This window comes from Streptomyces sp. SA15 (assembly GCF_002291145.1).
Taxonomy (GTDB): Bacteria; Actinomycetota; Actinomycetes; order Streptomycetales; family Streptomycetaceae; genus Streptomyces.
Window position 1 is genome coordinate 1 of sequence record NZ_NTGE01000157.1, and the last position, 14,092, is coordinate 14,092.

The 14,092-nt window shown below is 71.6% G+C and carries 13 protein-coding genes; 9 read left to right on the forward strand and 4 right to left on the reverse strand.

Features of this window, described 5'->3' with window-relative positions; translation table 11 throughout:
• Positions 1-757: lytic polysaccharide monooxygenase (locus CLM62_RS34800; protein WP_107483844.1), on the reverse strand; the 757-nt coding region annotated here is incomplete at its 3' end.
• 480 nt (positions 758-1,237) lie between these two features.
• Here CLM62_RS34800 and CLM62_RS34805 point away from each other — a divergent pair.
• A complete protein-coding gene (locus CLM62_RS34805; protein ID WP_095753879.1) occupies positions 1,238-3,046 on the forward strand; it encodes a S8 family serine peptidase in 1,809 nt (602 codons plus the stop codon).
• 83 nt (positions 3,047-3,129) lie between these two features.
• Here CLM62_RS34805 and CLM62_RS34810 read toward each other — a convergent pair whose 3' ends face one another.
• A complete protein-coding gene (locus tag CLM62_RS34810; RefSeq protein WP_095753880.1) occupies positions 3,130-3,981 on the reverse strand; it encodes an SDR family oxidoreductase in 852 nt (283 codons plus the stop codon).
• Entirely contained in the window at positions 3,978-4,619 is a 642-nt protein-coding gene (locus CLM62_RS34815; protein WP_095753881.1) for a ScbR family autoregulator-binding transcription factor, read from the reverse strand. The genes CLM62_RS34810 and CLM62_RS34815 overlap by 4 nt, the downstream gene beginning before the upstream one ends.
• A gap of 216 nt (positions 4,620-4,835) precedes the next feature.
• On the opposite strand from CLM62_RS34815, the gene CLM62_RS34820 reads away from it, so the two are divergent.
• The 8 genes from CLM62_RS34820 to CLM62_RS34855 all read left to right on the forward strand — a co-directional run bounded on the left by CLM62_RS34820 (position 4,836) and on the right by CLM62_RS34855 (position 12,701).
• Positions 4,836-5,711: a ScbA/BarX family gamma-butyrolactone biosynthesis protein gene (locus CLM62_RS34820; RefSeq protein ID WP_306457956.1), complete on the forward strand. Its 876-nt coding sequence runs from the start codon at positions 4,836-4,838 to the stop codon at positions 5,709-5,711.
• 70 nt (positions 5,712-5,781) lie between these two features.
• Positions 5,782-6,429, forward strand: a complete 648-nt coding sequence (locus CLM62_RS34825) for a ScbR family autoregulator-binding transcription factor (protein ID WP_095753883.1) — start codon at positions 5,782-5,784, stop codon at positions 6,427-6,429.
• Between the two features lie 15 nt (positions 6,430-6,444).
• Positions 6,445-7,617: a damage-control phosphatase ARMT1 family protein gene (locus CLM62_RS34830; protein ID WP_095753884.1), complete on the forward strand. Its 1,173-nt coding sequence runs from the start codon at positions 6,445-6,447 to the stop codon at positions 7,615-7,617.
• Positions 7,618-7,699: 82 nt separating this feature from the next.
• Complete coding sequence (locus CLM62_RS34835; RefSeq protein WP_095753885.1) at positions 7,700-8,671, forward strand: ABC transporter substrate-binding protein; 972 nt, start codon at positions 7,700-7,702, stop codon at positions 8,669-8,671.
• A gap of 21 nt (positions 8,672-8,692) precedes the next feature.
• A complete protein-coding gene (locus tag CLM62_RS34840; protein ID WP_257004250.1) occupies positions 8,693-9,487 on the forward strand; it encodes an ABC transporter permease in 795 nt (264 codons plus the stop codon).
• The gene (locus tag CLM62_RS34845) at positions 9,484-10,317 is read left to right on the forward strand and encodes an ABC transporter permease subunit (RefSeq protein WP_179382361.1); all 834 of its coding nucleotides are present in this window, start codon (positions 9,484-9,486) and stop codon (positions 10,315-10,317) included. Before CLM62_RS34840 ends, CLM62_RS34845 begins: the two co-directional genes overlap by 4 nt.
• Entirely contained in the window at positions 10,314-11,936 is a 1,623-nt protein-coding gene (mdlC, locus tag CLM62_RS34850; protein ID WP_257004251.1) for a benzoylformate decarboxylase, read from the forward strand. The genes CLM62_RS34845 and mdlC overlap by 4 nt, the downstream gene beginning before the upstream one ends.
• A 9-nt stretch (positions 11,937-11,945) precedes the next feature.
• Positions 11,946-12,701, forward strand: coding sequence for an ABC transporter ATP-binding protein (locus CLM62_RS34855; protein WP_095753889.1), 756 nt, complete (start codon positions 11,946-11,948; stop codon positions 12,699-12,701).
• On the opposite strand, the gene CLM62_RS34860 is transcribed toward CLM62_RS34855, so the two are convergent.
• Positions 12,694-13,953 (reverse strand): endonuclease/exonuclease/phosphatase family protein, encoded by a 1,260-nt coding sequence (locus tag CLM62_RS34860; RefSeq protein WP_095753890.1) that lies wholly within the window; start codon positions 13,951-13,953, stop codon positions 12,694-12,696. The two genes, CLM62_RS34855 and CLM62_RS34860, sit on opposite strands and share 8 nt — an antisense overlap.
• Between the last annotated feature and the right edge of the window lie 139 nt (positions 13,954-14,092).

Consider the following 14,092-nt stretch of genomic DNA (forward strand, 5'->3'; position numbering starts at 1 on the left):
GGCTGCGCTCCGCCGTCGGCGACGGGCTGCCGCCGGCAGGTTCCTCGCCGCTGCCCGCGCCGGTGCCGCCGTCCGCGGCGGCCGGAGTCGGGCTCCTGTCACCGGAGCCCGCGCCCGCCTCCGGGAACACCACGTCCGAGCACGAGTAGTACGTGTCCGGCGTGCTGCTGTTCTGCCAGACCGTGTACAGCACATGCCGCCCCGTCCGGTCCGACGGCAGCGTCGCCCTGAGCCGGTACGCCCCGTCCGTCAGCGCCGGGTCCTTCACCTCCGCGAACGGCCGCTCCGGCAGGTCGGCCCATGTCAACGGCTTCGCCGGGTCGTAGCCGGGCTCGGTGAGGTAGAGGCGGAACGTGCCGGTGTGCGGGATCGTCGAGACGTACCGCATGGTCAGCGTCGCGCCCGGGGTCAGGCGGGTCGACGGCCAGTCGGAGCGGGCGAGGTCGAGGCCCTGGTAGGCGGGCAGGCCGCCGCTGCACAGCTCGCCGTCGGGGACCGTCTGCCGGTCCCGGCCGTTCACGTTCGCGATCCGCAGGTTGTCCCAGGCCGTGAAGGGCGCTCCGTTGGCGGCGACGGCCGCCCGGCAGGCCGTGGACCCGGTCGCGTCCCCGTCGGGCGAGCAGGCGAACACCCGGCTGACGGGATCCGTCGGAGCACCGTGCGCCTGGGCGGGCGCCGCCGCCCACACGCCCAGAAGCAGGGCGCTCGCGGCGGCGAGAGCCAGGGCGGCGATGCGGTGTGCGGTCATCCGGGGCATCCGGAACGTCTCCTCGGCCGGAACGGGAAAGGTCAGCACCCATCCAGTACGGCACACCGGCCCGGCGCGTTCACCGGAACCCGATGCCTGCAAAGCGGATCAATCCCGGTCAACTCCCCGACATCGAGGGTGGGTTTCCGGCGGGATCGAGGGTTTCCCCTGTATCCGGACGACCTGCTCCTTGCCTATGGTTCGACCACAGCTGACCCACAGGTAACCCCGAACGGGTCGCACCGCGCACCAGGCCGGCCACCGTGCGCCGTTTCGCACCAATCGCCATGCGCGCCTTCGGTTGAGGGCGCCTCTGACGGATCTCCACGGCGTCGCGACGCCCGGCACGCATGCTCGCCGCACGCACCGGACGCCGCTCCTGTCTCCACGGAGATCCATCAGAACCGCCCTACCCCCCGCCGCTTCACCGACGAAGCGATTCGACCGCCGCTCCGCGCTGCCCGGAGCTCGGCCACGAAAGGCAAGCCCTTGCGTACCTCCCGTTCGCTCAGACGGAAGCTGATATCCGTCGCCGCCGTCTCCGCCGCCCTGCTGACGACCGGCACGGCCTCCGTGGCCGTCGCCCAGGAGACCGCACCCCAGGAAACGGCCGCCGTCCCGGCCGCGCTCACCGAGGCCGCCCCCGGCACCCCGGCCGAGCGCCTCATCGTCGGCTACAAGACCGGCGCCGCCGAGGCCAAGTCGAACACGGCCGCCGAGGCCGACGCGACGGCCAAGGGCAAGGACTCCGGCGAGGACCTCGACTTCCAGCGCCGCCTCGGTACCGGTGCCGCCCTGGTCGACCTGGGCGAGGACCTCACCAAGGCCGATGTCGCCGACGTCGTTGCCGAGTTCAAGGCCGACCCGCAGGTCGCCTACGTCGTACCGGACCGCCTGAACACGCGGAAGGCCGACCCGAACGACACCGAGTACGCCAAGCAGTGGGACCTGTTCGAGTCCACGGCCGGCATGAACGTGCCCGGTGCCTGGAACACCACGACCGGCACCGGCGTCACCGTCGCCGTCATCGACACCGGCTACGTCGCCCACACCGACCTCGCGGCGAACATCGTCGGCGGTTACGACTTCATCGCCGACACCGCGGTCTCCGTCGACGGCAACGGCCGCGACAGCAACCCGGCCGACCCGGGCGACTGGTACAACGCGAACGAGTGCGGCTCCGGCATCCCGGCCAGCAACTCCTCCTGGCACGGCACGCACGTCGCCGGCACCATCGCCGCCGCCACCAACAACAGCAAGGGCGTCGCGGGCATCGCGTACGGCGCGAAGATCTCCCCGGTGCGCGTGCTCGGCAAGTGCGGCGGCTACGACTCCGACATCATCGACGCCATCACCTGGGCGTCCGGCGGCACCGTCTCCGGTGTGCCCGCCAACTCCAACGTCGCCAAGGTCATCAACATGAGCCTGGGCGGCTCCGGCGCCTGCTCCTCGGCGACGCAGAGCGCGATCAACGGCGCCGTGAACCGGGGTACGACGGTCGTCGTGGCCGCGGGCAACGAGAGCGACAACGTCGCCAACCACAACCCGGGCAACTGCAACAACGTCATCTCGGTCGCCGCGACCAACCGCTCCGGCGCCAAGGCCTCGTACTCCAACTACGGCTCCCTGATCGACATCTCGGCGCCCGGCGGCCAGACCAGCACCGGCACCGCCAACGGCATCCTGTCCACGCTGAACTCCGGCACGAAGACGCCGTCCACGGAGTCGTACGCCTACTACCAGGGCACCAGCATGGCCACCCCGCACATCGCGGGCCTGGTCGCGCTGATGAAGTCGGCGAACTCCTCGCTGACCCCGGCGCAGATCGAGACCGCCATCAAGAACAACGCCCGTGCCCTGCCGGGCGCCTGCTCCGGCGGCTGCGGCGCGGGCCTCGCGGACGCGGCCAAGACGGTGGCGGCCGTGAGCGGCTCCGGCGGTTCGACCGGCGGCACCACCTTCTCCAGCACCACCGCCGTGTCCATCCCGGACAACGGCTCGGCCGTGGAGTCCTCCATCGCCGTCAGCGGCCGCAGCGGCAGCGCCCCCTCGGCCCTCCCGGTCGGTGTCGACATCACCCACACCTACCGCGGTGACCTGGTCATCGACCTGGTCGCTCCGGACGGTACGGCGTACCGCCTGAAGGCCGCGAGCAGCTCGGACTCCGCGGACAACGTCAGCACCACCTACACCGTGAACGCCTCCTCCGAGACGGCCAACGGCACCTGGAAGCTGCGCGTCCAGGACACGGCCGCCCAGGACACGGGCCGGATCAACGGCTGGACGCTCACCTTCTGAGCCGACCGGAGATGTGACACAGGCTCTGAGACAGACGGGCGGGCCGGCCGGTGCGGATGAGGCACCGGCCGGCCCGCCATACGTCATGCGCGGAACGCCGAGAGGTGGTCGCCGGCCCAGTCCCGGTAGGTCCGCGCCGGCCGGCCCAGCACCTCGCGGACCGTCGGATCCACGTGCGCCTTCGCCCCGTCCCGCCCGCGGGCGGCGCTCTCCACGAGGGCATGGGCCAGCGGCTCCGGATAGCGGGCCAGCAGCCCGGACAGCGCCTGGTCCTCAGTCAGCTCGACGAATTGCAGGGGGCGTGCCAGCAACTCCCCGAGGATCTCCGTCTGGTGTACGGCGCCGAGGGCGCCGGGCCCGGTGAGCGCATACGCCCGTCCCACGTGTTCCCCCGGATCCGCCAGGACCCGCGCCGCGACGTCGGCGATGTCCCGCGGATCGACGGTCGCGTTCCGTGCGGTGCCGTGGAGCGCCCGGACCACGTCCTCCTCCCGGACGGAACGGGCCCAGCTCAGGGTGTTGGACATGAAGGCACGCGGCCGCAGGAACGTCCACGGCAGGCCTGAAGCGCGCAGCAACTCCTCGTTGTCACGCTGCCACCGGGTGATCAGGTCGACGGCTCCGGGATCGGCCACCGCCTGGGCCGACAGCTTCACGACATGACGTACCCCCGCCGTACGGGCGGCCGTCACGAAGTTCTCGTCCTGGCCGGGCGCCAGCGGGTTCGCGGTGACGAGCAGCGCGGACCGTACGCCGGTCAGCGCCTCGCGCAGGCTGCCGGGGTCGTCGAAGTCCCCGCCCACGGCCTCGATTCCCGGGCCCGCGAGAGGGGCGCGGCGCGGGTCGCGGGTCAGCAGGCGGAGCGGCCCGGTGCCGGACAGACGCTCGGCCACCAGCCGCCCGACGGTACCGGTGGCCCCCGTCAGCAGAATCACGGCACGGGGACCGAGGTGAGGATACGGACGCCGCGGTCGGCTCTGCTGTCCAGGCCGAGCAACAGCCCCGGCACCGCGATGCTGGGCAGAATGTGGGACCACAGGACGGAGATCCGGTGCCCGAGATCCGCCCGGTCGGTCAGCGCCCGCGACATCAGCTGGATGCCCGCGAAGCCTCCCACCAGCAGCTCCACCGTGTCACGCGGCTTCACCGTGGGCAGCAACTCACCCTGGGCGCCCGCCTGTTCCATGAGCACCGTCAGCCGCTCCGCCCACTGCCGGAACGGTCCGGTGTGATCGACGCCGGGGGGCGTCGCCTGGTCCACCGTCAGTCGCACGCTGCCCCGCAGCAGGGGATCGGTCAGCAGCCGCTGCCCCACCACGAAGGTCATGTCGATGATCTCCTGCAGCTTGCAGGGCTGTTCCGGGACCGCGCCGAACGGCACCTGCTCGTCCAGCACCGCCTGGGCGAGCGACTCCTTGGAAGGGAAGTGGAAATACAGGGCGCCCTTGGTGACTTCGGCTCGCTCGAGGACCATGGCGATGGTCGTGGAGGTATAGCCGTGCTCGTCGAAGACCGCGCCCGCCGCTTCCAGGATCGCGCTGCGCGTCCTGATGGCGCGCTCCTGTTGTGCCATAAGAGCCCTCCGCTGCGCCGAGTTGGCCGGTTCCCGCACATCGTGTGCCGCGTGGCCCCGATCATATGGTGCTGCCGACCGATCTCATTGAAAACAAACCGGTCGGCTCGTACTCTAACGCTCACCGGAGTGGACGTTTCACCGTCTGCCACTGGCCTTCGGGGAACCGTAGGGAGAGACATGCCTCAACCGCGGCAACTTGCCGAAACCCCGTCCATGACGGCGACCGTTCCCCGCCAGCTCGTCCACCGCGCGGCGGTCGCGGAAACCTTCCTCACCGGCTGGAACCGGACCGCGGCCGACCGGTTCTCCGTGTCGGCCCAGTGGCCACGCGCGCACGGATTACACGTGTCGCCCGACCGGTCCGCCTACGACCCCCTGCTCGTGGTGGAGACCGTGCGGCAGAGCGGAACGCTGATCGCGCACACCGAGTACGACGTCCCCCTGGACCACCACTTCGTGCTCAAGGAGTTCGAAGTCGTGACATCTCCCCGGCACTTGGCCGTTGGCGCGGTCCCGGCGGAGCTGGTCGTCGAGGTCGCCTTCGTCGACGTCCAGTACCGGGGCCGCCGCCCGGTGGGCGCCCGCTACACGGCGGACGTGCTGCGCGGCGGGGAACGCGTGGCCACGGCGTCGAACGTCCTGTTCACGTGCACCGGCGAGCCCGTCTACCGTCGGCTGCGTGGCGGCCGTACCGCCGCCACCGTGTCCCCGCTGCCGCTGCCGCTGCCGCCCGCGCTGCCGGCCGACCTGGTGGGCCGCGCGCTGCCCGCCGACGTCGTCCTCGCTCCGGCCGACCGCCCCGACCGCTGGCAGCTGCGAGTAGATACCGCGCATCCCGTTTTCTTCGACCATCCGCTGGACCATGTCCCGGGCATGCTGCTCCTCGAAGCCGTCCGCCAGGCCGTACGGGCCCACACCTCCGGCACCCGGTCGCCCGTGGCGTTCCACATCACCTTCCACCGGTACGCCGAACTGGATATGCCCACGTGGATCGAGGTGAAGGACGGGAACGGCACCGACGTACAAGTCACCGGAAGGCAGGGAGAGTCGGCGGTCTTCGAGTGCGCCGTCGGCACCGCCCAGTGGTGAGCTATCGTTACAAGGAGTTGAAAACAAACGGCATGACCCGTTGCTTTTCCGTCCCAGGAGTGTCCCGTCGATGCCGAGGCAGCTACGCGCCGAACAGACCCGCGCGACGATCATCACGGCCGCCGCCGACCTGTTCGACCGGCACGGCTACGAATCGACCAGTCTGAGCGACATCGTCGAACACGCCCAAGTCACCAAGGGCGCCCTGTACTTCCACTTCGCGGCCAAGGAGGACCTGGCCCACGCGATCCTGGAGCTGCAGTCCCGTGTCTCACGCCAGATGGCCAGCGAGACGGACGCCCGGGGGTACTCCTCGCTGGAGTGCCTGATGCGCATCACGTTCGGGATAGCCCGGCTGTCCGTCGAGGACCCGATTCCCCGGGCGGGCCTGCGGCTGGCCACCGGGGGAGTGGAGGTGCGCCCGCCGCTGCGGCACCCCTTCAACGAGTGGCTGGACCTGGCCTCCCGCAAGTTCCTCGGCGCGGTCAAGGAGTCCGACCTCCACCCGGACACCGACATCGATGCCGCCGCCCACTCCCTCGTCAGCTCCTTCGTCGGCACGCGGGTCGTGGGCCGCTCCCTCGAACCCATGGCACGCCAGCCGCGCAGGCTCGCCGAGATGTGGCACGTGATGATCCGGGGCCTGGTGCCGGTACCCCGGCGGGCCCGCTATCTGACGCTGGTGAGCCATCTGGAGCGGGAGATCAGGGCGCTGTGACGTACGGTGAGATCCATGCCCGAAACGCCGCCCGCACCCGTGATCCTCGGCAACGAACCCGGCTCCTTCCCCCACAGCGTGCTCGCCGAGCGGCACCCGGCCATCGTCCGGCAGGTGCGTGAGGCCTTCCCCTACGGCCCTTCGCAGCGCCGCGCCCTCGACGCGCTGCTCGCGAACTGCACCAAGGGCGTGATCGAACCCCTTCCCGCGGAGGCGCACGACCGGGACCGCTGGAAAGCCTGGGGCATGGACGCGTACACGGGCCGGTCCTGGTTCGACGTGCCGTGGCTGTGGTCCGAGAGCCACTTCTACCGCCGACTCCTCGACGCCGTCGGCTACTTCGCACCCGGCCCCTGGCAGGGCATCGACCCCTTCCGCCCCTTCAAGCTGGCCGAACTCGGCTCCTCCGAGACGGACGAGGAACTGGCCGCGCTCGACGCCCTGGCCGACCGGCCCGCCGACGAACAGGCCGAGGCCCTGCTGCACGGCTCACTGTGGGGCAACCGCGCCGACCTCGGCTTCCGCCTCTCCGACGCCGGCGCCGAAGGCCGGGCCGCCGCCCCGAGCCTTGTCGCCGACGACAGCGCCACCCTCTGGTCGCTCCTCACCGGCGCGGACACCCTCTGTCTGATCGCCGACAACGCGGGCCGCGAGCTGATCCCCGACCTGCTCCTCATCGCCCACCTCCTCGCCCACGGGCACATCGAGCGGGCCGTCCTGCACGTCAAGCCGTACCCCTACTACGTCTCCGACGCCACGACCGCCGACGTGGTCGACGCGCTGCGCCGACTGGCCGAGGCGCCGGGCCGGGCCGCCGCATACGGACGGCAGCTGTGGTCGGCGATGACCGACGGCCGCCTCACGGTCCGCGCCCACCCCTTCTCCTGCGCCCCGCTGCCGTACGCCGAGATGCCCGACGACCTCCGCGAGGAGTTCGCCGCGGCCACGCTGACGGTCGTGAAGGGCGACCTCAACTACCGCCGTCTCGTGGGCGACCGCATGTGGCCCCCGACCACGCCGTTCGCCGCCGTCACCGGCCATTTCCCCGGCCCGGTCGCCGCGCTGCGCACCCTGAAGTCCGACGTGATCATCGGCCTGGACACCGCCACGGAGGCCGCGCTGGTCGCCGCCGAGGGGCAGCGCTGGCGGACCGGCGGGACCCATGCGCTGATCCAGGTCCGGTCCTGAGCCTGCTCGCCTTTCTCCAAAGAGTGACGATTCGGCTTGCTTGTATGTGGTGATCATGTCAACCGGTCGTCATGATGCGCGCATGGCGTTACGTCCCTGGAATTCGGGAACAGGAAAGGCGGCCGCCGCCGCGATCGCCCTCACACTGGCGCTCGCAGGCTGCGGCGGCGACGGCGACGCCGCGTCCTCCGACGGCGGGCGGCAGACGATCAACGTGGCCGCGCTGCCTCTGAGCGACTGCGCCATGCTCTACATCGCACGGGACCGGGGCCTGTTCGAGAAGGAGGGTCTTGACGTCCGCATCCAGCCGATCCAGCAGAGCCTCCAGGCGCTGCCGGCGCTGGCGAAGGGGCAGCTCGACATGGTCGCGAGCGCGAACTACGTCACCTACTTCCAGGCACACGAGCAGGGCACCCTCGACATCCGCATCGTCGCCGAGGCGATCAGGGCCGCGCCGCGCATGATGGACGTCCTGGTGCCGAAGGACTCGGACATCAAGAGCGTCGCCGATCTCAAGGGCAGGAAGCTGGCGGTCAACGTCCTGAACAACGTCCAGTCGCTGACCATGAACGAGATCCTGGAGAAACGGGGAGCCGGCCGCCCCGTCTACCGGCAGATCGCCTTCCCGCAGATGGGCGCCGCCCTGGAGAAGGGACAGGTCGACGCCGTACACGCGGTCGAGCCCCACGACAGCGCCATTCAGGACGAGTTGGGGGCGAGGGTCCTCGTGGACGGGGCGTCCGCGCCCGTCGAGTCCATCCCCCTCAGTGGATACATCACCACGCGGCAGTACGCGGCGGAGAACGCCGAGCCCCTCGCCGCCTTCCAGCGGGCCATTAAGGCGGCCGTGAAGATCGCCGCCGAGGACCCGTCGGCAGTACGCGACACGCTGCCGACCTACACGAAGGTGACCAAGGACCAGGCCGAGTCGATCGACCTGCCCGTCTATCCACCGACCATGGACAGCGAGCAGCTCACCCGACTCGCCGATCTCATGCGGAAACAGAAGATGTTGAAGAAGCCGATCGACCCGGCGACGCTGCTGGTGAAGTGAGAGGCGTCAGCCGTGCGGGGTGTGAGGGTACGTCAGGAACCGGTGCTCGGCGTCCTCGGCGTGCTGCTCGCCTTCGGCGTGTGCGAGGCGGTGAGCCGGGGCGGGATCGTCCGCCGTGACTACCTCCCGCCCGCCTCCGAAGTCCTCGCCCGCGCAGTCGAGTTGGCGGGCGACCCGGTCTTTCTCGACGGGATCGGCGCCACCCTGCGCGCCTGGGCCCTGGGACTCTGCCTCGCCAGCGCGATCGCCGTCCCGCTCGGGCTGCTCCTGGGCAGCGTCCCGGTCGTCGACGCCGCCGTCCGCGCGATCGTCGAGTTCCTGCGCCCGCTGCCGTCCGTCGCCCTGATCCCCCTGGTGTCCCTGCTGCTCGGCTCCGGCACCGAGACCAAGGTCGCGCTGATCACGTACGCCTGCGTCTGGCCGATCCTCTTCAACACCGTCTACGGCATCGGCGAGACCGACCCGCTGGCCAAGGACACCCTGCGGGCCTTCGGCTTCGGCCGGCTCGCGGTGCTGCTGCGCGTGGAACTGCCCGGCACGGCCCCCTTCATCGCCGCAGGCATCCGCATCTCGGCAGCCGTCGCCCTCATCCTGGCCGTGGCCACGGAGATCCTCGCGGGCTTCGGCGAGGGCCTCGGCATCTTCATCGCCCAGGCGGGCCTGGCCACGAACGGCACCCGGGATGTGCTCGCCGGGGTGGTCTGGGCGGGGACGCTGGGGCTGGTCGTCAACGGCGTACTGGTGTGGGGGGAGCGGCGGCTGTTCGCGTGGACGCCGGAGCACCGCGAGGCCGCCGGGCAAGGGGCGCGGACGTGAACGGGGGAGGGGTGGCGGCCACGCGGGGAACCCCTTCGCCCCGCTTCCGCGTCGCGGCACACCACGCCCTGCTGCGCTGGTCGGTCCTCGTCGTCGCCGTGGGTGCCTGGGAGGTGGCCGCCCGAGCCCACGGCAGCGTCTACTTTCCGCCTCCCGGCCGCATCGCGGGCCACGCCCACGACCTGTGGTTCGACGGGACCGTCCGGCGCGCGTTCCTCACCGAGGCCGCCGTGCGCGACATCCTGCCCAGTCTCGGCCGGATGGCCGCGGGCTTCGCGATCGCCGCCGTCGCCGGGATCGTGCTGGGTCTCGCGGTCGGCCGCTCGCGCAGGGCGTACGCCCTGTGCAACCCCGCCCTGCAGTTCGCCCGGGCCGTCCCGCCGCCCGCCCTGGTCCCCGTCTTCGTCGTCGTCTTCGCCTTCGGTACGCCGATGCAGATCGCGTCGATCGCCTTCAGCGCCGTATGGCCGGTGCTGATCAACACGGCGGCGGGGGCGCGCAACACCGACCCGCTGCGGCTCGACGTCGCCGCCGTCCTGCGCCTGAACACCGTCGAGCGGCTCTGGTTCGTCGTACTGCCCTCCGCGCTGCCCCGCGTCTTCGCGGGGCTGCGGCTGAGCCTGTCGCTCTCCCTCATCCTCATGGTGTTCTCGGAACTGCTGCCGGGCACCGCGAACGGCATCGGCTTCACGCTCACCGAGGCCCAGACGCGCTCCGACCTGCTCACCGTATGGGCGGCGCTGGTCCTGCTCGGCGCCCTCGGGTATCTGCTCAACACCGGCCTGCTGGCGGTCGAGAAGCGGCTGATCGGCAGAGGGAAGGCCACATGAGCCACATGAAAGGGGGTGGGGGGACGGTCCTGGACGCGGTCGTCCGGCTGCTCCGCGACACGGGCATGACCACCGTCTTCGGCAATCCGGGCTCCACGGAACTGCGCATGTTCCGCGACTGGCCCGAGGACTTCACCTATGTGCTCGGCCTCCAGGAGTCCACGGCCGTCGCCATGGCCGCGGGACACGCCCTGGGCACCCGCCGCGCCGCGTTCGTCAGCCTGCACTCGGCCGGCGGAGTCGGCCACGCCCTGGGCGCCGTCTTCAACGCGTACCGCGACCGCGTCCCCCTGGTGATCGTCGCGGGCCAGCAGGCCCGCTCCCTGCTCCAGCTGCGCCCGTTCCTGGGCGCCGACGAACCGGCTCTGTTCCCGCGGCCGTACGTGAAGTTCAGCCGCCAGCCGGAGCGCGCCGCCGATATCCCCGCCGTCCTCGCCGAGGCCCACCGCATCGCGATGACCCACCCGCGCGGGCCGGTCTTCGTCTCCGTCCCCGAGGACGACTGGGACCAGCCGGCCGACCCCGTCCCGCCGCGCACCGTGCACGCCGCCTTCACCGCGGACCCGGACGCGCTCACCGCACTCGCCGCCCGCCTGAACTCCTGCGCGCGGCCCGCCCTGGTCGTCGGACCGGGAGTGGACGACGAGCAGGCCCTGCCGGAGGCCCTCGCCCTGGCCGAGCGGATCCGGGCGGCGGTATGGATCAGCCCCCTGTCCGGCCGCTCCGGCTTCCCCGAGTCCCACCCCCACTTCCAGGGCTTCCTGCCGCCGGTCGCGGGCCAGTTGGCCGCGCGCCTGGCACCGTACGACGTGGTGGTCGCGCTGGGGGCACCCCTGTTCACGTACCACGTGGCCGACGACAGCCCGCCCCTGCATGAGGGCACCGAACTCTTCCACCTGGACTGCGACCCGGCCCAGGCCGCCTGGCTGCCCACCGGCACCAGCCTCGTCACCACCATCAAACCGGCCCTCACGCATCTCCTGGCCCTGCGCAAGGAGCCCGACCGGGACCCGCCCCCGCCGCGCCCGGCCCCCGAGCCCGCCCCGCCCTCCCCGCACATCACCCCCGAACTGTTCTTCGACCTCCTGCGCACCCGCCTGCCCCGCGACCGCGTCCTCGTCGAGGAAGCCCCCAGCCACCGCGACGCGCTCCACGCGCGCGTGCCCGTCGACATGCCCGGCGGGTTCCTCACCACGGGCAGCGGCGCGCTCGGCTGGGGTCTGCCGCTCGCCGTCGGCCGCGCGCTCGCCGACCGGCGCCGGGTGGTGTGCGTGCTCGGCGACGGCTCGGCGCTGTACTCGGTCCAGGCCCTGTGGACCGCCGCCCGCCACGGCGCACCCGTCACCTACGTCGTCCTCGACAACGGCGGCTACGCGGCCGTCCAGGCCCTCGGCCGCCGCATCGGCATCGCTCCCGTCCCCGGCACGGACATCGGGGGCGTCGACTTCACCGCGCTGGCACAGTCCTTCGGCTGCCAGGCGTCGTACGCGGAACGCCCCGAGGACCTGCCCGCGGCGCTGGCCCGTGTCCTGTCCGCGGACGACGACTCGGGCCCCCACCTCCTCCACCTCCGCGTCGCCGCCACCGAGGGCGCGCTCTACGACCCCTGGGCCAGGTGACACCTCCGCATGCTCAGCATCGACGCAGTGGGCCAGCACTACGGCGACCACCAGGTTCTGCACGACATCACCCTCACCGTGCCCGACGGCCAACTCGTGTGCGTCGTCGGCCCGTCGGGCTGTGGCAAGTCCACGCTGCTGCGCACGATCGCCGGCCTGCTCCCCGCGCGCGAGGGCACGATCACCATCGACGGCACCCCGGTCACCGGCGTACCCGACCGTTTGGCCGTCGTCTTCCAGGACTACGGCCGCTCCCTCCTGCCCTGGCTCACGGTCCGCGACAACGTCGCGCTCCCCCTGCGCCGCCAAGGCCTGGGCCGGGCCGAACGACGTGCCGAGGCCGACCGCATCCTCGACCGCGTCGGCCTGTCCGGCACCGCCCGCCGCCACCCCTGGCAGCTGTCCGGCGGCATGCAGCAACGCGTGGCCATCGCCCGCGCCCTGGTCTGCCGCCCCACCCTCCTCCTCATGGACGAGCCCTTCGGCTCCCTGGACGCCCAGACCCGCGAGGACCTGGAGGACCTGCTCCTGGAGGTCCACCACACGGACGGCACGACCATCGTGTTCGTCACCCATGACATCGACGAGAGCGTCTACGTCGGCGACCGCGTGGTCGTCCTGTCCCCGGGCCCCGGTTCGAAGGTGGTCCTGGACCTGCCGGTCGAACTCCCCGGCGAACGGGACCAGATCGCCACCAGGGGCCTGCCGGAGTTCGTGGCGCTGCGGGCGCAGGTGGGGCGGGCGGTACGGACTCAGGTCACCTGAGGCGTATGTCCTGCCACACCAGCCGGTGGTCCGAGGTCGGCACCGTCGTGCCGTTCCCGACCAGCCGGTACAGCGGGTCGTCCGACGTCGGCCAGAAGACGCCGCCCGCGCCCGGTATCAGCCCCTTGGACGGGATGACGTGGTCGACACGCAGGTTGCCCGGAGCGGTGTCGCCGAAGTCGGACGTGTCGTACGCGGGGTTGCCCTGGTGGGAGGCGTTGGCGCCGCCCTGGAGCCGCGCCGCCTCCACGCCGCCCGCGCTCGCCGGAGGCGTGGCGGGCAGCCGCACCGCCGGGTGGTCCAGCAGCAGCCGTACGGCGTGGTCGTAGCTGTCGCCGTCGTACGGATCGGCGTTCAGGTCGCCCGCGATCACGAACCGCGCCCCCGGCCGCAGCCCGCCGCGCCTCCCCTTGTCGTCGTACAGATAGGCGCCGCGCCGACGGCCGCCGATGTAGTCGGCCCACAGGCGGATCTCGTCGTGGTTGCGCCGGCCGTTGCGGTCCTCGGGGCCGTCGAAGGTGGGCGGCGTCGGATGCGACACCAGGAAGTGCACTCTCTCGTGGCCGACGCACACCGGCACGTCCCAGTGGCTCTTGGAGGACAGCCGCAGGATCGACCGGGCCGTGTCGCTGTAATAGCCCTCGGGCATGACGTTGCCCGGCATGTCCTTCCACAGGAAGTGCTGGAAGGTGCGCACCGCGCGTGTGTCGATCGGGTACTTGGAGAGCACGAGCATGCCGTACTGCCCGGGGAACCAGCCGTACCCGAAGGCGTCCTGGCCGTACGCGTCCGAACCGGGCGTCGTCACCGCCCCATTGCGTCCATCGAGGTCCACACCGGACGCCACGCCCGTGTTCACCGGGCCGGTGAAGTGGTACGGGAAGCGGATCGGCTTGGCGCCGTTCTGCCCGAGGGCCAGGTAGTTGCGCAGGAACAGGCCTGCCGCCGTGCCGCGGTCGTCGTAGTCGAACTCGTTGACCAGCAGGACGTCCGGGTCGACGCGCTGGATGGTCTCGGCGACATTGCGCGCCTGGGCGTTGTCCGGGGTGGACAGGTCCGTGATCAGCGCGCCCTGGGTACCGCGGTTCAGGGACGCGTTGAACGTGGCGAACCGGATCGCGCGCCCGGGCCGGCCGGTCGCCGACGCGGGGAGCGCGGTCGCGCCGACCAGCGCCGTACCGGCGAGGGCGGCAAGTGCGGTGCGACGGGAGAGAGTTCTGCGGTGGCGGTCCTGCTGGTCCTGGTGGCTCATCGGGGCTCCGGGGAGGGAGGGGACACATGAACGGTTGAAGTCTGCGCGCGTAGAGGTGAACGTCACAAGGCCCGGTGAGAACTCCCGGATTCACCCGCGATTCACACGATGGTGTGATCATGTCCCGGCGCGCGGATGC

What these genes read in the sequence shown, in the direction of transcription:
- CLM62_RS34815 (WP_095753881.1), bottom strand. Translation starts at nt 4,619, where the DNA reads ATGGCACAACAGGAGCGCGCCATCAGGACGCGCAGCGCGATCCTGGAA.
- CLM62_RS34820 (WP_306457956.1), top strand. Translation starts at nt 4,836, where the DNA reads ATGACGGCGACCGTTCCCCGCCAGCTCGTCCACCGCGCGGCGGTCGCG.
- CLM62_RS34825 (WP_095753883.1), top strand. Translation starts at nt 5,782, where the DNA reads ATGCCGAGGCAGCTACGCGCCGAACAGACCCGCGCGACGATCATCACG.
- CLM62_RS34830 (WP_095753884.1), top strand. Translation starts at nt 6,445, where the DNA reads ATGCCCGAAACGCCGCCCGCACCCGTGATCCTCGGCAACGAACCCGGC.
- CLM62_RS34835 (WP_095753885.1), top strand. Translation starts at nt 7,700, where the DNA reads ATGGCGTTACGTCCCTGGAATTCGGGAACAGGAAAGGCGGCCGCCGCC.
- mdlC (WP_257004251.1), top strand. Translation starts at nt 10,314, where the DNA reads ATGAGCCACATGAAAGGGGGTGGGGGGACGGTCCTGGACGCGGTCGTC.
- CLM62_RS34855 (WP_095753889.1), top strand. Translation starts at nt 11,946, where the DNA reads ATGCTCAGCATCGACGCAGTGGGCCAGCACTACGGCGACCACCAGGTT.
- CLM62_RS34860 (WP_095753890.1), bottom strand. Translation starts at nt 13,953, where the DNA reads ATGAGCCACCAGGACCAGCAGGACCGCCACCGCAGAACTCTCTCCCGT.